This is a genomic window from Planococcus sp. APC 3900 (genome assembly GCF_030407735.1).
GTDB lineage: Bacteria > Bacillota > Bacilli > Bacillales_A > Planococcaceae > Planococcus > Planococcus notacanthi.
Window position 1 is genome coordinate 58816 of the sequence record NZ_JASDCT010000001.1, and the last position, 19097, is coordinate 77912.

Annotated in this window: 18 protein-coding genes; 14 read left to right on the forward strand and 4 right to left on the reverse strand. The window is 37.1% G+C overall.

Annotated elements, in window-relative coordinates:
• Positions 1-126: 126 nt before the first annotated feature.
• From QMA04_RS00270 to QMA04_RS00305, 8 genes are all read left to right on the forward strand, one after another.
• Positions 127-459, forward strand: coding sequence for a hypothetical protein (locus QMA04_RS00270; protein WP_290183551.1), 333 nt, complete (start codon positions 127-129; stop codon positions 457-459).
• Positions 460-543: 84 nt separating this feature from the next.
• Complete coding sequence (locus tag QMA04_RS00275; RefSeq protein ID WP_290183552.1) at positions 544-729, forward strand: hypothetical protein; 186 nt, start codon at positions 544-546, stop codon at positions 727-729.
• 163 nt (positions 730-892) lie between these two features.
• The gene (locus tag QMA04_RS00280; protein ID WP_290183553.1) at positions 893-1327 is read left to right on the forward strand and encodes a hypothetical protein; all 435 of its coding nucleotides are present in this window, start codon (positions 893-895) and stop codon (positions 1325-1327) included.
• A gap of 145 nt (positions 1328-1472) precedes the next feature.
• A complete protein-coding gene (locus QMA04_RS00285) occupies positions 1473-3233 on the forward strand; it encodes a DNA primase family protein (RefSeq protein WP_290184014.1) in 1761 nt (586 codons plus the stop codon).
• Between the two features lie 202 nt (positions 3234-3435).
• A complete protein-coding gene (locus tag QMA04_RS00290; RefSeq protein WP_290183554.1) occupies positions 3436-3582 on the forward strand; it encodes a hypothetical protein in 147 nt (48 codons plus the stop codon).
• The gene (locus QMA04_RS00295; RefSeq protein ID WP_290183556.1) at positions 3572-5257 is read left to right on the forward strand and encodes a recombinase family protein; all 1686 of its coding nucleotides are present in this window, start codon (positions 3572-3574) and stop codon (positions 5255-5257) included. Before QMA04_RS00290 ends, QMA04_RS00295 begins: the two co-directional genes overlap by 11 nt.
• A 174-nt stretch (positions 5258-5431) precedes the next feature.
• A complete protein-coding gene (locus tag QMA04_RS00300) occupies positions 5432-5899 on the forward strand; it encodes a hypothetical protein (protein WP_290183558.1) in 468 nt (155 codons plus the stop codon).
• Positions 5892-7049 (forward strand): hypothetical protein, encoded by a 1158-nt coding sequence (locus QMA04_RS00305; protein ID WP_290183559.1) that lies wholly within the window; start codon positions 5892-5894, stop codon positions 7047-7049. Before QMA04_RS00300 ends, QMA04_RS00305 begins: the two co-directional genes overlap by 8 nt.
• 207 nt (positions 7050-7256) lie before the next feature.
• Here QMA04_RS00305 and QMA04_RS00310 read toward each other — a convergent pair whose 3' ends face one another.
• Together QMA04_RS00310 and QMA04_RS00315 are read right to left on the reverse strand one after the other, a co-directional pair.
• Positions 7257-7619 carry a cyclic-phosphate processing receiver domain-containing protein gene (locus tag QMA04_RS00310; protein ID WP_290183560.1) on the reverse strand — a complete coding sequence of 121 codons (363 nt, stop codon included), beginning with the start codon at positions 7617-7619 and terminating at the stop codon, positions 7257-7259.
• Positions 7620-7785: 166 nt separating this feature from the next.
• Positions 7786-8112, reverse strand: a complete 327-nt coding sequence (locus QMA04_RS00315; protein ID WP_290183561.1) for a hypothetical protein — start codon at positions 8110-8112, stop codon at positions 7786-7788.
• Between the two features lie 118 nt (positions 8113-8230).
• On the opposite strand from QMA04_RS00315, the gene QMA04_RS00320 reads away from it, so the two are divergent.
• The 5 genes from QMA04_RS00320 (at position 8231) to QMA04_RS00340 (ending at position 13174) form a co-directional block, all read left to right on the forward strand.
• Complete coding sequence (locus QMA04_RS00320; protein ID WP_290183562.1) at positions 8231-9136, forward strand: HNH endonuclease; 906 nt, start codon at positions 8231-8233, stop codon at positions 9134-9136.
• A gap of 26 nt (positions 9137-9162) precedes the next feature.
• Positions 9163-11889, forward strand: a complete 2727-nt coding sequence (locus QMA04_RS00325; RefSeq protein ID WP_290183563.1) for a UvrD-helicase domain-containing protein — start codon at positions 9163-9165, stop codon at positions 11887-11889.
• Between the two features lie 115 nt (positions 11890-12004).
• Positions 12005-12232, forward strand: coding sequence for an HTH-like domain-containing protein (locus QMA04_RS00330; RefSeq protein ID WP_290183564.1), 228 nt, complete (start codon positions 12005-12007; stop codon positions 12230-12232).
• A gap of 48 nt (positions 12233-12280) precedes the next feature.
• Positions 12281-12892 carry a DUF1643 domain-containing protein gene (locus tag QMA04_RS00335; protein WP_290183565.1) on the forward strand — a complete coding sequence of 204 codons (612 nt, stop codon included), beginning with the start codon at positions 12281-12283 and terminating at the stop codon, positions 12890-12892.
• A gap of 48 nt (positions 12893-12940) precedes the next feature.
• Complete coding sequence (locus tag QMA04_RS00340) at positions 12941-13174, forward strand: hypothetical protein (RefSeq protein ID WP_290183566.1); 234 nt, start codon at positions 12941-12943, stop codon at positions 13172-13174.
• A 274-nt stretch (positions 13175-13448) separates the two neighbouring features.
• On the opposite strand, the gene QMA04_RS00345 is transcribed toward QMA04_RS00340, so the two are convergent.
• Positions 13449-14462, reverse strand: a complete 1014-nt coding sequence (locus QMA04_RS00345; protein ID WP_290183567.1) for a hypothetical protein — start codon at positions 14460-14462, stop codon at positions 13449-13451.
• Between the two features lie 653 nt (positions 14463-15115).
• On the opposite strand from QMA04_RS00345, the gene QMA04_RS00350 reads away from it, so the two are divergent.
• Positions 15116-16624 (forward strand): DUF1846 domain-containing protein, encoded by a 1509-nt coding sequence (locus QMA04_RS00350; RefSeq protein WP_290183568.1) that lies wholly within the window; start codon positions 15116-15118, stop codon positions 16622-16624.
• 160 nt (positions 16625-16784) lie between these two features.
• Here the strand turns inward: QMA04_RS00350 and QMA04_RS00355 are convergent, their stop codons facing one another.
• Entirely contained in the window at positions 16785-18710 is a 1926-nt protein-coding gene (locus tag QMA04_RS00355; protein ID WP_290183569.1) for a sigma-70 family RNA polymerase sigma factor, read from the reverse strand.
• Positions 18711-19097 lie beyond the last annotated feature (387 nt).

Below are 19097 nucleotides of genomic sequence, written 5' to 3' on the forward strand. Positions count from 1 at the left end.
TTTGTGTTCTCAAAAGCGCAGCAGCGGAAGTTGGTTCCAGGGAGAAAGGAGCGATCGGCACAGCAGTAAACAACCTGATTTCCACGAAGGTCATGAATCAAAGTTGCAAAGAGAGGAATGAAGTAGATGAGACAGACGATTCAACTAACCTCGGAACAAGTCCACAAAAAGTTAGCAGAAAAAAGACGATCAATCACTGTGTATGCAGTCGTTATTCTTATGGAATACCCCCTAACAGCTGAGCTATCAATGAAACAAGCCTTGGATGAATGTGAAACAAGTATCACGTCTTGCTCAGAAGTGCTGATTGGAGAAGGAGCAGTTTGTGCCGTCCTCAACGCACCAGCAATTCTCGGGAATGCGAAAGACCTGGATACCTTAAAAGCAGGCTTTGAAAAAGAGCTGGCAGGTGTTCGGACCCGCGCCGAATTTGCGTACCGGTTCCATACGGGTAAATAAGCCACTGAAAGGAAAGAATATACTTTCAGCCAGGTAAGAGCATGTTCTCAAATCAAGTGAACCACTTACAAGGTGCTTAAAATAATGGGAAAAAAGAAAAGTGATAAAAAGCTATTGACCGAAAACCACTTTACCCCAAAAGAATTGGGGAACACCTTCTTAGAAGCCGGGAGATTGGAGATCCGGCTTCCCGCCTATCACTTGAACCATGAATACATTGAAGATGCCCAGAAAACAATCGCAAAGATCCCGGACTTATTCAGACCCTAAGAAATCTATGATCTTAACGTCCGGATCTATATCAGGTTCATGGCCTGAGTGTAGTGGAAGATCTAGATTATCCAATTCATAAAATATAACAGCTGCAATTGCTGAAATCATCCGTCATAAAAGTAATTGAAAAAATAAAATAACAAAAGGAGTTTTGTAAATTATGGGAAGCCAACAAATTGTATTCAGTGCAAGCACTAATTTTGAGACATTAAACGAAGATTTGAAAATGGTGGGGTTAGTTGAATATACGCTGCCAACCTATTACTTAAGAGATTCGAAAACTATAATGTCTAAAGATCAGCAAAGAAATGGTGAAAAAATGGATATCTTTGACAAAATTGAGTTTCTGAGAAATGAGTTATCACAAGTAGAGATATTTAAGTCAGTAAAGTGCGAAGTTCTATCAAGTACGGTGATTTTTAGATGTTTATTACGAGACGAAATTTCAGATAATACCACCATAAGCTTCAAAGAAATTAATAAACTGAATGAAATCTGCTTCGAGGAATCCTTTGCCATCTTTTGCTATTGGGAATCATTCGATATTGACCAAAAGTTTTATATATCAACCTTTCAGAGGGAAGGTGAAGAATAAACTTCGCTTCTACTAAAAATATAATGTGCAAATACGCCACATATCTATGCCCTACAAAAGTATGGCTCCATAACGATCCTCCACTTAGGGGCATAGGGGGCGTATTAAAGCAAAACCTGAATAAGCAGGAAGAAAGGCAGTGGAAATGATGGTTAATATTAATGGAAACACAACTAATGGCGTGAACTATCTATATAGAAATTCTCAAGAGTCAATTGAATACGCTATGGCGCAGGAGCCTTTCTATAGATGGGTGCTTGAAAATACAAAACCTCTAAACCAAGAACTTATACAAATGACAGCCGTAAACTTGTCCCCATTTAAATCGACAGGTAGAAAATTTATAAAGAAAATAATTGAAAAACACACTTATATAGAAGAAGTATTGGAGAATGCTGTGCCCCAAATGCTACCTAGAGAACCTATAAGCTATTCGAGTATGAAAAACTACGGATACACAGGTCCTATAGAGCCGGGAGATCCTGTAACTTCCACTTTAGAGAGATTAAATGATATTCGCTTTAAAAATCGAGGAATATCATCAAATGCAAAAGGAATTCTTAAATTAAACGCTAATATCTTTGCGAAATACGTACTTACTCGTATATACCTTGTCCGTGAGGGGGCAAGAGGGGCCTATATTTATGAAAAAACTGGACGGTATAAACCTCTGAACGATGAGTTGTTAAAAAAACTTTGCAGGAACATTCTTCATGAAGCAAAAGAAGATATATGGACAGTAAAGTGGGAAAATGAATACTTTACTGCCGTTAAACGTGAGATGCATATTATTGAAAGCCTGAACCCACATCCACAATTCATTAATCTGAGAAATGGAATGCTAGATTTAAATTCCCTCAAATTAAGAAAGCATAGCTCACGATATTATTCTACAATTCAACTAAATATAGAGTATGATCCGGAAGCTAAATGTCCACAATTCAGAGCATTTTTACACGAAATTTTTGAGAAAGATCGAGAATTAATAAAATTAATTCAAGAAGTGATGGGTTATTGTTTCCTACAAGAGATAAAACTTCAGAACGCCTTCATCTTCTTAGGATCGGGTTCCAACGGTAAAAGTGTATTGGCAGATGTCATTCGACATTTAATCGGCCCTGAGAATGTATCCAGTGTTTCATTGAGCGGTTTAAATAGTAAATTTGGAATGCAGGATCTTCCAGGTAAATTAGTTAATATTTCAACTGAGAATGAATTAGATAAAAAGTTTAACACCCAAAATTTTAAGGCCTTGACTGGTGATGATGCCGTGAACGTTGAGAAAAAGTACCAAGATTCATATAACACTAAGCTATTTGCAAAAATAATTATTCTATTAAATAGGATGATTGAATCGAATGACCATTCAGAGGGATATTATCGCAGGTTAGTTATTATTCCTTTCAATAAAAGTTACAGGGCGGTAGGGATAGGGGAAACTCGTATACCGGGAGTTGACTACATGGATAAAAATTTAAAAGAGAAACTACTTCAAGAGTTGGATGGCATCTTGAACTTTGCGTTAATCGGACTGCACCGGCTCATTAAAAATGATTTTAATATGACCCGAAGCAAAGCGAGTGAGAAAGCTTTATACGACTATAAAGTGAAGCAAAATCCAGTCATTGAGTTTTTGTCTCAGAAAGTTGAATGGGATATTAATGCGAAGACAAAGCGATCAGAATTGCGAAGAGTCTTTATGAGATGGGCAACTGCAAATGGGTTTGAGGAGAATGCCCATATCAGTTCTACAAAGTTTTTGGAGTTGTTCGATAAGGCAATGGCCGCGTATAAGCCAAGTACTAAGATAAGCATAAAGAAAATACAAGGTACAATTTATTTAGCGGGTATTCGAGTTAAAGGAGAAATAGCTCAAGAAGATAGTTTGTTAGATGAGGAACCATAAAAATGTAGCGAATCTAGAGATAGGCATTTAGAAAATGGTGGTTAAGAAAGCAAAGTCTAAAAACCCTTGCCACCTTCGCCCCCTAATTTAATTTAAAGTAACAGCGTTCAGGAAATCCGATTTGATTCGATTTACAAAGCAATATTATAAATTTGATCCCAAGGAAATTTAAAAATAAATAAACTATCAAGGAGGAAATTGAATGTCTGATTATTTAGGGGATGAGAGTTATCCATACAAGTTACTAGTGGATATTTTAGCCGAAATGGTTTCTTTATATGTAGTTGCGCCAAATAGTTCGGAAGATGTAGTCGAAGAAAAAAAGGGAGTTGAAGAAATTGAATATTAATTCCATTCAATTTTCTGATGGCAATAATTACAGAATCGAAGCAACCTCTTATAAGAAAGTAGCATTATATGCTCGTGTATCTACAGTAGAACAGGCAGAAGAGGGTTATAGTATCGATGAACAGATACGTGTGTTACGAGAAATGTGCAAGCGAGAAGGATATGAGATTTATCAAGAATATGTAGACAGGGGTATAAGTGGTAAAAACATAAAAGGCCGCCCTGCCTTAATAGAACTGCTCAACGATGCAAATGAGAAAAAATTCGATTTGGTTTTGGTATGGAAGATGAACCGCTTCTCGCGAAAAAGTTTAGATCTTTTAACGATTGTCGATATGTTAAAAAACAAGAATATTGGCTTTCGATCGTACACTGAGCGATATGAAACTGAAAGTCCATCAGGGAAGTTGCAATTTCAGATGATGGCTGCCATTGCAGAATTCGAGCGAGCTAACATTGCCGAAAACGTGAAAATGGGTATGTTGGCTAGGGCTAGAGAAGGCTCATGGAATGGCGGACATGTACTGGGCTATGACGTGGTTTCGACTGGGACGGACAACCGTAAACGAAAAATCTCAAAGTTAGTGATTAACGAAGAAGAGGCACAAATCGTTCGAAAAATATTCGAACTGTATACAGAAGGTCATGGCTACAAGTCGATAGCGGGCCAACTGAACCGAGAAGGCAGAAAAACCAAAAGAAAGAAAAGCTTCTCGATAAACAGTGTGAAGCAAATTTTGGATAACCCCTTGTATATGGGGGTTATCCGGTACAATGTACGACAAGATTGGAACGAAAAGAGGCGGAATAACATTAACCCGGATCCTGTGATGAAAAAAGGAACCCATGAACCACTCATCACTCAAGAAATATGGGAGAAAACGGTTGTTATTCGAAAGAGTAGAGGTGGAAAGCCCAACCGAATCCATAGTGGTGAATTTCCATTGACAGGAATTCTCCGATGTCCAATGTGTGGATCCGGCATGGTACTCAGTCGAACCACCAATACTAGAAAAGATGGAACAAAAAGGGTTCTTGAATACTATGCATGCGGCGCTTGGAAGAATAAAGGAACTACAGTCTGTCGGTCAAATGGCATCCGAACAGATTACGCAGACAAGTACGTACTGGAGAAAATAGCCACAGTAGCAAACAACGATATTCTCATCAAAAAAATAATGGACACCATTAACACCAAGCAAACCACCAATACGGCACCACTTGAAAAAGAATACAAGTCTATCAAAAGTTCATTAGATTCAATTGAAACGAAAAAAGATAAGATGCTAGGACTATATGAAGAGGGAATTCTTCAGAAGTTGGAGCTTACTAATCGGTTAGCTCATTTTAATAAAGAAAAAGAAGACTTAGAAAACCGCCTCGCTTCTGTAGAGCAGCAATTGGACCAGGGTGTAGCGAAAGGAATCAGCTTTGATATTGTAAAGAAGGTCATGAAGGAATTCGTAGAGGCTTACAAGCAATCGCTCACATATGAACAGCGAAAGCGCCTTCTGCACCTATTGATTGATAAAATAACTATTTCGGAAACCAGAAAGATCGACACCATTCAAATAATACTAAATAAAGAAGTGGTAAAGCATTTTACTACTCAAGGCCGGGAGAACTCATTAACAGACGAGTTCTCCCGGCCTTTTTCTGTTTGCATTCAACTCTAAGTAGGAGGCGAACATAAAAATGAGCTTACATTATTTTCTAAAAGTGGTATAAATTTCAGAATCTTGTGTTAATATTTTTATAGGTATTAAACACCGGTTCTAAATGCTTACCATCAAGAGAGAAAAGTAGTTGCATTTGTATCACGAAAATAAAATATGATAGGGGAAGTGTCCATGACGACGAACAAAATATTTGAATATGAGGAAAATGTAACAAAGTTTCAGTTTGTTAAAGATAAACACATAGGCGACTTAACGCTAAACAAAATAACGACCAACATCAAGGTGAATCCTCAATCCATCCACATTGAAAAGCAAAGTCGATACTTGGGATGGATTAAGATCGCAAGCACTGTTCAGACGCTGCCTATCGGAAACATCGTCGGAGTGAAAATTAGAAAAATATTGAACCCTTCAGATTGTGTATTCGGCTCAATCATGATTGTATTGGGTTTTGGATCACCAATATTTTGGATAGTTGCTGCTTTCTTCTTCTGGGTGAGTATAAGTAATAAAATAATTATCACGACTAACCTTCAGACAAAGATCAAAATCCCTGTCGATTCGACACGAGATGCACAAGCCTTTGTTGCTGAATTAAACGGCATTCCAACCACTAAAGGAGAGAAGCTGTATGTCTAATCAAAAGAGCCAGTATAGAAAAGTCTTAGGGTCAGTCCTTATCAGTTTCGCACTACTCCTGACAGGATGCGGGGAATTAAAAGAAACGACTGATAAAGCAGTGGATAATGTTGAAGATGTTGTCCAGAGCGTTGCGACATCTGCCGATCCCAAAGTTCAAATAGTGAAAGAAAGTTATCCAGAAGCATACCCCCATATAACAATTGGCGAAGCATTTGATTTATACTTCTCATCACCAAAGTGGAAGTATTTCACGGCAGAGGAAGAACATGAAGTAGTAGAGTTTACAGGATATTTCCTCTATGAAGAAGTGGAAGCAAAAGCGACAATCCAATTTCTACTCCAAGAAGATGAGAGTTTTGAAGTGGGCGCTGTGTCTTATAATGACCTTCCACAAAACGAACTAGCTACTGATGCTCTACTACTGTCTATTTTTGAAGAAGCAGCACTACAGGTCACCGAAGTAACATCCGGAGAATCAGAAGAAGCAGAAAGTCCAGAGGTGGAAACCAATCAGGTATTAGGCCAGGTAGATATGCCGATCCAATTAGGAGAGAGTTTAAGCGACCTTACTAGTTATTATGGAGATCCAACCTATGACGATTATTTCATGGGTGGACGCTTAGTCGTTTTTGAAGAGAAAGATGGCTACTTCTTAAGTGACGCAGAGACAGTAACAGGCTATATGATCAGTAACCCATACATTAGTATTTTTGAAGCATATATAGGCATGAATTTGGCAGAGGTCACCTCCGTACTCTCCGAGCCAGCAGAATCATTTTTCGATGATACTGAAACGCAGAGCTACGTCAACGTTTACTACATCGACAATTACAAAATCAATTTCTATTCAGATACGGAATCGGGTCCGACAACCTCTGCAATTATCATAGACAATAACCAGCTTGCGACGAATGTAACTGCAGAGCAGAGTTCGTCGAATCCATATGAATGGACTCCGGGGTTCCAAAGTCACTTTGAAACTGAAATTCTGGATAGAGGTTATATTGACTCTGTTGATTCAATCCGATATGAAGAAGCGTATGTGGATAACGGAGAGGGCCATTTGACTGTTTATGCAGAGTTAGATGGAACCGAGTATGCAATCGTCACAGTAAATGTAAAAACAGGAGACTTCTCCGGAAATTAATATCAGTCATATTAGTTATTAAGCTTAAGAGGCTAATAAACGTTATACCCAAATTCTGAGTGAAATATAACTAAATCAGCTGAAATTATAATAATAAGTAAAGAAGGGAAATTTACTGTGATTAATTTCCCTTCTTTTAATTCTCTTCTATATAAGTGGTGTGGCTCCGATGTATTTAACACAAAAGTAACTATAACCCTCTTTTTATTACTCTCCGGTGTATCTGTTTCTAGTAATAGAGTAATGATAGATTTCAATATCTGGTTCTATAAATCCTCGTCTTTGAGCCCCTTTTAGTGTATGAAACATATTTTCTCGGCCCGCACCATTATCAGTATGGATATAAATTTTATTAGCGCGGTAACCTTCTTGACAAAAAATTTTAACAAGGTCATAGCCTGTGGGAAGAAGATTCCCCTCAGAGTCTTCTCCTAAATCATGGTCTAGAGACAGGATATTAACAGTATAATTCTCTAGGTAATGTATGGCTTCCTCTATATTTCTCGCCACTGTAAAGCCTTCTGGACAGTCTCTTAAGTCATCAACATACAGATTGATTTCATTGGACATGTATAGCACCCCTATTCCTCTATTTTTATATCACCAGCAAAGCACTTATCTATTATTATAGGGAACATTTGTTCTGTTTGGTAGCTTATTATAATATAAATAAAAAACGACTCGAGGATCTTAGTCCAAAGAGTCATTTTATTAATCCAATTTAATATTTGTAGACTTATCTAAAGCTTACATTGTTTGTATACTTTCTTCGGGAATTCCTAGTTTTTAATAAGTAACTATTGCGAACAAGACTATGTAACTCATCTGAAGGATAACTTTTTATAACCTGAATTATGTATTGCTGGTTAACTAAGGATCTATTTTCATTTGCTAAATGGATATTTAACTCTGCTAAAGTCTTTGAAATGCTGTTTGTATAAGCATATAGCTGAATAATTCTTTTCTCTAAAGTGGTTACTTGATAATTTTCTACAAGGGATACATATCTTTGAAGCTCTAAGAGGTCTTTTTTCGTGTCCTCCAGATTTTTTAGTCTCTTCATAAGTAGCCTCCTGTAATATTTTTCTAGTTATTTCTAATATAATCTACTAAACTAGAATAGTAAATAAGTATCAAAAACTGGTGAATTACTCCTATGTGTAGGAAAGGTGGAGAAATATATGAACTACTTTGTAGTCTTTCAAAATAAAACTTTCGAAGAAGAAAAAGAAGGCGCATATCTATGGGCACCCCAAAAGAATAATCAAGGGCGTACAATTTTTCATTGGGAAAACATGAGGAAAATAAAAAGAGGGGATATCATTTTTAGTATGTTTCGACAGCATCTATCTTCTGTAAATATTGCAACAGATGAAGCAGTGGAAGCTGCGAATCCCTTTCCTAACTACGAAAATGTTTGGGATCGAACAGGTTGGTTGGTGAAAGCCAGCTATAACGTATTATCCAATCCAGTACCCATTAGAGAATACAAAGAAAACATACTTGCCTTATGTCCACCTATGTATTCTCCATTCACTCGCACAGGTGGTGGAGCCCAAGGGTACTTATTTGAAGTGGATGAAGCCTTAGGTGAGTACTTCCTAAGCTTAGCAAATGAAACTAATGATCTTTCCATTAATGGACTTAGTGAAGAAGAGACTGAGGAGATCCATGAAATTGATGAGTTGATGGATCAGACAAGTGATCAAACTGAAAGAGAAATAATTGTGAATGCGAGAATTGGGCAGGGGTTATTTAAGAAAAAGTTACTTAATAGGTCCAGGGAATGTGAAATTTGCGGGTTAGATATCTCTTCGTTATTAATCGCAAGTCATTGTAAACCATGGAGTGAATCAGATAATTTTGAACGCCTCGATGTGAATAATGGACTGTTGCTCTGTGCAAATCATGATGGAGTTTTTGATAAAGGATTAATTAGTTTTGACTCGGACGGACAGATCGTAATATCTTCCAAAGTAGAGACGAAAAATTACCACCTTCTTAACTTAAATCAGCAAATAAAAATAAATATTAACCCTGCTCAGAAGACTTATTTGGAGTGGCATCGGACAAATAAATTACAGTGAAAATATCGAAGGACAGGAGATAATCTGTGGAGATACTAATAGTTCTTATAATACTCATCATTGGATACGGAGTTTTTAGGCAATACCAGATAAACAAAGTTAAAAAGCAAAAAGTAGCAGATGAACTAAAATTACAAGTTCCAATTGCCCTTGAATTCCTGCGAGAAATTGAACAACTAAAAGAGGAATACTTTACAAACACTTCTCGCGAAGAGATCTTGCAGAAGTACTCGGAATTCCATGCAACCTGTCTGAAAGAAACTAAAGATAAAGTCATTGAAAAGTTCATAAGTACTTATGCGAATTTGGATAGTTTAGTTAAGACATGGAATGCAGAGTTTGTTCAACGTGAGCTGAATGTTAACGAAACATTCCTATCCAATATCGATGGGAAATCACTTGATCAGCAACAACGAGAGGCCGTCGTTACGGATGAAGTGAATAATTTGGTCTTAGCTGGTGCTGGGAGTGGGAAGACCTTAACTATTGCTGCCAAAGTAAAGTATCTGGTCGAAAGAAAAAAGGTTAATCCCAATGAAATTCTCTTACTGACATTTACCAAGAAAGCTGCTGTAGAAATGGAAGAGAGAATTGTCACGAAGATGAAGATTCCAGTGGAATCCATGACATTCCACAAACTAGGTCTCCGCATAATCAAACAAGGGCGAGAAAATGCTCCTGAAATAAGTGATCAGCTTCGAGAAAGCATACTCGATTACTTCGAAAGAGAGATTCTTACGAATCCGGGCTTGATGGGGAAAGTGGTTCATTTCTTCAGTTACTACATTAACGTTCCAAAAGACTATGAGGAGTTTGATAGCTTAGGAGACATGTACACGCATTACAAAACAGCCAACCTGGAGACGATCAAGTCAAAGGTGGAGAAGGACACTAGCAACCTCAAAAACCAGCGATATACGATTGCTGGAGAAGAAGTGAGGAGTATCGAAGAAGTAGTCATTGCCAACTTTCTCTATTTGAATGGGGTTGCATACGAATATGAGAGGGACTATCCCTTCCCTAATCCCGATCCGTATCGAAAAAAATACCAGCCCGATTTTTACTTGCCTGAATATGACCTGTACTTAGAGCATTTTGGCATCACAGAAAATAATAAAGCTCCTTGGTTATCCCGTATAGAAGAGAAAAAATATCTCGAAGGCATGAAGTGGAAGCGAGAATTTCATGCACAAAACAACACGAAGTTACTAGAGACCTACTCGTACTTTAACAAGAACGGATTGCTGCAAAAAAAGTTAGAAGCAATATTAAAGCAGCAAGGTGTGAAGTTTCAAACACGAAATTTAGAAGAAATTTATAAGCGAATATATCTTACGCAAAAGTCCAAGGATCGAGACTTTGGAGAGATTATAAAGTTGATTAATACATTTATTGGACTATTCAAATCCATCAATTTTAAGCAGGATGAGTTTCAGAAGATCAGGGATGAGATAAAAACCAGAGAGAAAAATACGTTTTTAAAAGAACGAAATCTCTTATTACTGTCGATCATCGAACCGATTTATAGCCATTACCAAAAGACCTTGACTGATGCAAACGCAATTGATTTCTCAGATATGATTAATGAGGCGAAAGAATATATCGAGAATAATCAAGTTCAGCCGACAAGTTACAAGTACATCATTGTAGACGAGTACCAAGACATTTCATTTGCCCGCTATAAATTGGTGAAGGCTTTGCGAGATCAAACCAACGCTAAAATTATCTGCGTAGGAGATGACTGGCAATCCATCTATCGCTTTGCAGGAAGTGATATTCAACTCTTTATTGATTTCCAAAAGTTTTTCGGATTCGCTCGGTTATTAAAAATCGAAAAAACTTATCGCAATTCCCAAGAGTTAATTAATATTGCCGGAAAATTTGTGATGAAGAACAAAAACCAGTTTACGAAGAAACTGGAGTCTCCATTGAACTTGAAAAACCCAATTTCGATGTATGGGTATGATAGGGATTTCCACCTGGCACTAAAACGTGCTTTAGACGATATCGTAGCTAAATATGGTCCCAAGTCGAGTGTTATGGTGCTAGGCAGAAATAATTTTGATCTAGAAAAAGTGAAGGAAGATCCACAAAAATCATTTGTGGTAACACAGAATGAAGAAAAGACCCTAATAAGATACAGAGATGAACCGGCATTAAAGATTGAATTTTTAACTGTTCATCGATCGAAAGGGCTTGAAGCAGATAATGTGATCCTAATTAATTTGGAAAATAAAGCTGCTGGGTTCCCGAATAAAATATCAGATGATAATATCCTGCATTATGTGCTTACCAATTCAGATGATTTTATGTACGCAGAAGAACGAAGATTGTTTTATGTAGCCCTTACTCGGACCAAGAACCAGACCTATTTGATTGCTCCTCAAAAAAACAAGTCTATTTTTATCGAGGAACTGATGAAAGAGCAACGAGTTCCCTTCGAAGTAGTGACCGAAGAAGCGACGATCGAAAATCATCCAAACTGCCCACACTGTCAAACAGGAATCATGGTTATTAGAGAAAATGCAGCAACTAAGCAACTGTTTTTGGGCTGCACTAATTATCCGGTCTGTCGGCAGTCCTTTAAGGATCTTTCTTTAATTACTGACCAAGTGATTTGCCCGAGTTGCAAGGGTTACATGCAAAGAAGAAAGGGTCGATATGGAAGCTTTTATGGCTGCCGTAACTTCCCGCATTGCAATAGCACAATGAAAATTGAGCAGACTACTACCAAATACAAAGCGTATTCTTAATGCAAGGAAAACTATATTGATTAGATTAGTGGTTTAGATGGGTTAAAAGAAATAAAATAGCTCACACATTAAAGAGGCTAAGCACTGGTAAATTCTATATGAGGGGCTAAAGAAAATGACTATTTCAGAATTGGCAGAACGCTTAAAGGATATGTATGACAATGCTAAAGAGAAAGAAACTGTGCTAAACATTCACTTATTCGGAATTAAGTATGGTCACCATATTATAAGAAATAAATATAGTATTAAAGAAATTGTGAGAATTGCCGGAATTAACGCTTCTTACTTCTCAGAAATAAATAAAGCAGTCAATCTTTCTAAATACGTAGAGTTGAAAAAATAATGATATAAAAAAGGTAATTTGAATCAAGGAAGGTGGGAAGGCCGGTCAATGAGTCAATTTAAAGCTTTTGGAACGTTTTATAGAATTAACAATCACCTATGTAGAAAATCAGCTTATCTACAATTCGGTCAATCTAGTCGATCGATAGGGTCGACTGTAATGTTGAATCCGGGAGAAGCAAGGTTTATGGACAATGCGCTTGAGATTGATAGCCGAGAGATATCAGGTGAATTAATAGCTGATCCAACAATGATACGTTTAGCTGAAATTTTACAACAAACTGGAAAAAATCCTTTAAATGGACGCTTTCACATTTATAATCTTTTTTATTTACAAAATACGTCTTCTAAAGACGCAGTGAAACGAAAGGAATGGTTGCAAGAAGCCTATATCAACAGTTTAGAAATTATAACTCAATTTCGAGAAGAACAGCATCCCTGGGTATTACTTGCCTGGAGCACTGAGAAAGAGGCTGAACTACAGAAATTAAAAATTCCATGGCTTTTAACTATTCGAGAAACTAACATTAAGGTATTTGGTATAAAGGCTAAAGGGAAGCATATGTTTTATCATCCATACCCAAGAATTCCCTCTCATAGGGAAAGGTACTTAGAAAGAATTATTCAGCAACTAAAAAACTGCGAAAATATTATTATCTAAAATTCTATCCCCCTATATTATAAAAATTATGAAAGAATGGTGAATACTTTGGAAAAGAAACTTACCCCTAGTTTAAAATTATTTAAAGAAGAATTTGATTTTCTTCATAAAAAAATTGGTGAATTAGAATGGGAAATTGCTACCTTATACCACGGACGAAAAGCTGTTATTAGATCGGAAATTGAGATATTAGAAGATCGACTACAAAATTATAGAGAGAATATGGGAATGTTAGTAGAGAAGATCAAATATGAGATAACAGTAGCTAATAGATCCGAATAGCTTCAAAATTTTAATATGTAGTGGCATTATTGTGTAAAGTTCTTATATTATGATATGTAATATCAATCACTTCAAAACGAGTTTAGGAACATTATACTTAAACAATAGGGTGATTTTACAAAAACATAATAAAGGCTATTCCCTAAGAAACTGGAAATTGCCTTTATTATGTTTAAATATTCCTTAATGTTGTAAATTGATTTTCCTGACAGTCTTCTAAAGTAAACTCACAAATAATTTTGATCTTCTGCTCTCCTAATCTGAAAAATTGTGATTAAATTATACCAGCCGTTTTAAGAAATTTTATTTCCTTATCGTATGAATTACATGTATAGGGAATTTCGAATAAAGGTATGTTGTGTGTCTTGGCATAAAAACGTTTCAATTCGTCATTCTTTACTTGAGACTCAAATTGGGAAGCACCGCCGAACTCAGCTACAGGCTTATAATGTTGTTCACCCTGACACTCAATTAGACATTTAATACTCTTATCTGACCCGAGAACAGCAAAATCATAACGCAACAATTGTTTTTGTCCTACACCAAACAAGTCTGGAAACACAACTTCAACTTTATATTTTATATTATGCTCTCTCAATATTTTTATAGTACGCCATTGAAACGATGAAATGTTATGACAGTCACAAAAAGCATTACAATAATATCCGTCTGATGCTCTAGAACCGTATTTATCAATTTTTATCTCGAAATCTGATGATTTAAATTCATAGTCTTTACCACACATATAACATCGACATTTATATAACTTATATACAATAAATTTGCCGCTTCCCTTTTTTCGTTTGTCATGTGTAATAGGTTTTCCCTCATAATTTTCATTAATACAATCTAATATCTCTAATGATTCGTGTATGGTATTGGAATAATCAATATGATAGCTTTCGTCTTTTACTCTGGGATATGAAGCCAATCTCTTATTAATACGCTCGTGTTTTAACCCGCAATTTTTTTGTTCTCCTATCTCTCCGAGTCCTTCGCAATCTCTCCATCTCTTGAAAAATAAACCCTTTTCATTTAAATAAACTATTCTTCCACATTTACACTGACATTTGTATTTCTTTTGAGACATACAATCTTGTATCCATTTATCAAAAGTATCTACAGATTCAAAATTATTGTCAGGAATTTTTTCCCCATTGATAAACTTTTGTTTATCTAGTTCCAATCGTTCAATTCTTATTTTAGAAAATTTTTCGTAATATTCTTCACTTCCGCCGATTATAGTAAAGCATCCATGTTTTGTTCCAATAGGCAATACCACATCCATATATTTCCACCCTCCGAGTTCTTACTAATTTATCTGTCTAATCGCTTGTATAATATCATATGTGTGTATGGAGTAACACATACTCTAATAGATGCTTTGATTCAAAAAGCAATATGAATTGTTCATCCAGACTTATTTGAATCATTGATTGAAAACAACCAAAGCAAAGTAGTAGTATATCTATCTATTGGCTAAAATTTGGAGAAACTGAAGAGGGTCGAGTACCAACGAATGAGATTATACAAAAAAGAAGGGTAAGCGAAAAAGAGTCCTGAAAACCTCATTTAGATACAGTACGGAGAACCTTACCATGAGTAAATGAGGTTTATCCTATAAATAAAGTCTAACTTATACATGAATTGTCCAAATGCTAAAGACAATCCAGTTATGGAAACTATCCAAGAGAAACAGATTTTATCAGTTGGATATGCTGAATATTGATTTAAATTCTGTTATTTTAGTGGAATATCCTTGGTAAGGCCACCGCGCTTATTAGGGTAACCCACTCAATGAAGCAATTGGACCGATTTACTTTTTTTTTCAAAAACTTATAATGATAAAGGATAGATTTTTATTTGAGATTTTCTCTTAAGGCGTTTTTTATATACGGGGTTAAGAGAAAGCTTGAAGCATAGAAGGCGGGACTGAAATTAATGAAAAAAATTGGATTTGATTCGGAGAAATATTTGCAAGAACAATCAGCCTACATCCTAGAACGGGTGCAGCAGTACGATAAACTTTACTTGGAATTTGGCGGAAAATTGATCGGGGACAAACATGCCAAGCGTGTCTTGCCTGGATTCGATGAAGATGCCAAAATCAAACTATTGCATACACTGAAAGAAAAGGCGGAAATCATCATCTGTGTCTACGCTGGAGACATCGAACGAAACAAAGTCCGTGAAGATTACGGCATCACTTATGACCAAGATGTCTTGCGCTTAATTGATGAATATCGGGCATATGGCATTTCTGTCAACAGTGTCTTGATCACGCGTTATCAAGGGCAGCCAACAGTCAAAGTATTTATGACAAAGCTTGAGAGAAGCGGCATTAGCGTCTGTATTCACCGCGAAATCGATGGTTATCCGACAAACGTGGACGCGGTCCTTGGGGAAGAAGGATTTGCGACAAATCCTTATATTGAAACGACAAAGCCGATCGTGGTCGTAACGGGCCCTGGCCCGGGCAGCGGAAAGCTTGCCACCTGCCTTAACCAAATGTACCATGAAAATAAATTGGGAAATGAAACCGGCTATGCCAAGTTTGAGACGTTTCCAGTTTGGAACTTGCCGTTAAAGCATCCGGTAAACATCGCTTATGAAGCGGCTACCGTCGATTTAAAAGACGTAAATATGATTGATAATTATCATTATGAAGCATACGGCAAAGTTGCGATCAATTACAATCGTGATATTGAGACGTTTCCTGTCATCAAACGGATTATTGAAAGGATTACCGGCAAAGAGTCTGTTTACAGCTCACCGACTGATATGGGGGTTAATCGTCTGAAATCGGGTATCACCGACGATATGGTCGTGCAGGAAGCTGCCAAGCAGGAAATCATTCGGCGCAGTTTCATCGTAGAGAACGACTATAAAAAAGGGCTTGCTGATGAAGACAGTGTGCGCCACATGCAAGTGATTCTGGAAGAGACCGGTTTAAAGAAAGAGGATCGGGTACCTGTATTGCCGGCCCGTAATTATGCGAAAGCAATCCAAGCGCAAATTGACAGCACGAATTTGCAAGCCGTAATTGCGATAGAACTGCCGAATGGCGAGATAATCACCGGTCGAACGACCACTTTGATGGATGCTTCGGCAGCCGCCATTCTAAATGGGTTAAAGAAATTGACCAATATTTCCGATGAAATTAATTTGTTGTCGCCGATGATTTTACAAACGATTCAACGTTTGAAAACCGATGACTTGAATAGCCGCGTCCCGACATTAAGCGCCAATGAAGTGCTCATTGCACTGGCAATCAGTGCGGTCACCAATCCTACTTCTGAGCTGGCTTATAAGCAATTGCCAAATTTAAAAGACAGCCAAGCTCATTCCACGGTTATATTGAATAGAGAAAACGAACAAACCTTTAAGAAGCTGGGAATTGACATCACCAATGATCCGGTGTATCCAACTGAGAACCTATATTACAATTAGATTTTAGTAAACACCTGCCTTTTTCTTCTTACCTAGAAGTCTGAGACAGGTGTTTTTCATTTATAGAGTTTATTAAAAAGTTTATTCTTCTTTTAATGAGAAGACTGCATCTTTTTGCTTTTATAAAGGCTGACTGGTCTCGTTTACTTACCGATAACTTTTAAATATTACTGATAATAAGATTTCCTGTCGTTGCATCTATTCCAACTATCTGTTGTCTTGTTTCAAGTTGCCCCAATTTATATTCTAATACTTCATTGTGTTCATTTTCATTGTACTTTCTAGACCATTGTAAAAAGGCTTCGACTTTTTGTAAGACGGTCTTAACGTCCTCGAATGGTTGAATAGTTGAAGTTTCATAGGATTGAAGTTCGTCTACGTCAATCTTCGGAGACCATAATATATCGATAAATCCAGTTGTTTTGTTTACACCGACGTAAAAACGCTCACCTTCTATTTGTAAATCTTGAGCTAGGTATAGTGGGAAAGTGAAAAATGCACAATTTACTCCATTGAAAGATGGTTTCTCGATTTGTACTTGCAGATAAGGAATGTACTCTTCAAAATACGTTGCAATAAATGTACAGGCAATATCACGGCAAGCTTCAAATGAAAGGTCAAGCTCTCCTGTACGCTCTTTAAACCACATGAATTCTTTTAGCTTCCCGGAATACTTATCAATTTTTGCTTTTACTGTATCTTCCATACGTTCGAGAAGGAAGCTTTCCATTGTTTTATCTTTCGGCGCTTGCCAATCTTTTTTCCGCCACACGAAGACGAGTGTATTTTCATCTAGTTCCACTTGCCGCAGCTTGACCATCTCCGCCGACACGCCGATTACTTCTTCGATCGTCGTCCGTTTTTCAACTGCCTCTGTGTTTGGAAAGGGGATGAACGTCTCAGGTGCTTCCGGTTCATGCTCAAATGCAGACTGTCCGTTTATGGCATTAAAGGAATGGTAGACAATCGGACTTTCATAGACTGGGTACAGGCCCGGCGTTGGAACGGAATAAATGTCGCTTGATAAATATTTCATCGATAATTTCCATGGAGCTTTATATAGTTGTCGTAAAATAGCCCCTTCACCAGCAAGCTGCGATGGAAATGCCGGTGGTGTTTTCGTATACTCATTATACTTAAAGCCAATAATTTCACCGGATTTGGAAACGGTTATTTTTGTAGTATAGCTCGCAAGAGGATAGCCTCCTACATATTGATCAAAATAAAATATTGTTTCGTCCTCTTTTTGAATAACATTTGATAACGTTAAATAATCGAGTGCTTCAGCGTATTGCGAAATTAGAAATTGTTCTGCACTAGCTTGCTGCTGTTCTATTGGCAAAAGTGTTCCATTTGTCGAGGGAAGTCTGGTTAACTCGATTAATTTTCCGTTTCGATCAAGAGTCACTTCAATTTCATCGACTAATTCATCTGTCGCCCATATAAATTTTGCCTGCTCATTCGAATAGTCTTCGATAAACAGTTGATAGTCATGAGGAATTGATACAAAATTTAATGCGGATTTGGCCAGTTGTTCTTTTAACATATGGATCACTTCTTTCTCCGTGACTGGTGTGTTCAAATGCTGTTCAAGCTGCTTTTTTAATTGGTTACGACCGCGATGCAAATGTATTTTAATCGTATTGAGCGGCTTATCTAATAGAGATGAGATTTCTTGTACCGGAAAATCATAAAAATAAAATAGGACAAGTACGGTTTGATAATCTTTTCGAAGCAAAGAGAGTGCCTCATGGACAAATTCATAGGCAGCAGTCTGCCCATGCTCTGTCAGCGATTGTTGTATAAGTTCAGTTTCCACCACAAGTGTCCGCTTCTTTTGCCGAAGGAAAGCAAAGCATTGCCGCATTAAAATTTTGAAGAGCCATGTAGAAAAATATTTTGCTTCCTTTAATTGATGAATTGATTTATAAGCTTGCAGCAATGTCTCTTGTACAATGTCTGATGCGTCTTCTCTGTTGCCGACATAGGAGTAAGCTTTTGAGAGAAGCTTAGGCTTCTCGGTTTCTATTAACTGTTCAAATGCTTCTGGCTGGCCGTCAATAGCTGCTCTTACTAATTGTTCCATTTAAATACCTCCTATATAGTTAGGGCAATAAAAACGAAAAAAGGTTTCACTGAGGAATTATTTTTTAAAATATCCAGATTGAGGTGAAAAGCGGGCTGTGCAATCAATGGGGCATTGAGCTCTCGTTTTTTGGAAACCGGGGTTTAAATGAGGGCAATCAATTTGTCTGATTTCTTCTATTCGGTGCGTGGTTACTGCGATTTCTTTATTATATAATATAACCAATCAGTAAAAAGAGTCTGTATGGAACCTGCCATGATAATGCCTTCTTTCGACACGGAGCACCAAATCATTCATTTGGAGGGAATTTCTATGAAAACAAAATTCAGCCCGGCTAATGCCGTTGTTAAACTTTGTATGAAGGGAATGGCCTTGGAGGAGAGCGGA

Excerpts from the sequence above, each read along its gene's own strand:
- QMA04_RS00270 (WP_290183551.1), top strand. The coding sequence starts at position 127 with ATGAGACAGACGATTCAACTAACCTCGGAACAAGTCCACAAAAAGTTA.
- QMA04_RS00275 (WP_290183552.1), top strand. The coding sequence starts at position 544 with ATGGGAAAAAAGAAAAGTGATAAAAAGCTATTGACCGAAAACCACTTT.
- QMA04_RS00280 (WP_290183553.1), top strand. The coding sequence starts at position 893 with ATGGGAAGCCAACAAATTGTATTCAGTGCAAGCACTAATTTTGAGACA.
- QMA04_RS00285 (WP_290184014.1), top strand. The coding sequence starts at position 1,473 with ATGATGGTTAATATTAATGGAAACACAACTAATGGCGTGAACTATCTA.
- QMA04_RS00290 (WP_290183554.1), top strand. The coding sequence starts at position 3,436 with ATGTCTGATTATTTAGGGGATGAGAGTTATCCATACAAGTTACTAGTG.
- QMA04_RS00300 (WP_290183558.1), top strand. The coding sequence starts at position 5,432 with ATGACGACGAACAAAATATTTGAATATGAGGAAAATGTAACAAAGTTT.
- QMA04_RS00305 (WP_290183559.1), top strand. The coding sequence starts at position 5,892 with ATGTCTAATCAAAAGAGCCAGTATAGAAAAGTCTTAGGGTCAGTCCTT.
- QMA04_RS00310 (WP_290183560.1), bottom strand. The coding sequence starts at position 7,619 with ATGTCCAATGAAATCAATCTGTATGTTGATGACTTAAGAGACTGTCCA.
- QMA04_RS00315 (WP_290183561.1), bottom strand. The coding sequence starts at position 8,112 with ATGAAGAGACTAAAAAATCTGGAGGACACGAAAAAAGACCTCTTAGAG.
- QMA04_RS00320 (WP_290183562.1), top strand. The coding sequence starts at position 8,231 with ATGAACTACTTTGTAGTCTTTCAAAATAAAACTTTCGAAGAAGAAAAA.
- QMA04_RS00330 (WP_290183564.1), top strand. The coding sequence starts at position 12,005 with ATGACTATTTCAGAATTGGCAGAACGCTTAAAGGATATGTATGACAAT.
- QMA04_RS00335 (WP_290183565.1), top strand. The coding sequence starts at position 12,281 with ATGAGTCAATTTAAAGCTTTTGGAACGTTTTATAGAATTAACAATCAC.
- QMA04_RS00345 (WP_290183567.1), bottom strand. The coding sequence starts at position 14,462 with ATGGATGTGGTATTGCCTATTGGAACAAAACATGGATGCTTTACTATA.
- QMA04_RS00350 (WP_290183568.1), top strand. The coding sequence starts at position 15,116 with ATGAAAAAAATTGGATTTGATTCGGAGAAATATTTGCAAGAACAATCA.
- QMA04_RS00355 (WP_290183569.1), bottom strand. The coding sequence starts at position 18,710 with ATGGAACAATTAGTAAGAGCAGCTATTGACGGCCAGCCAGAAGCATTT.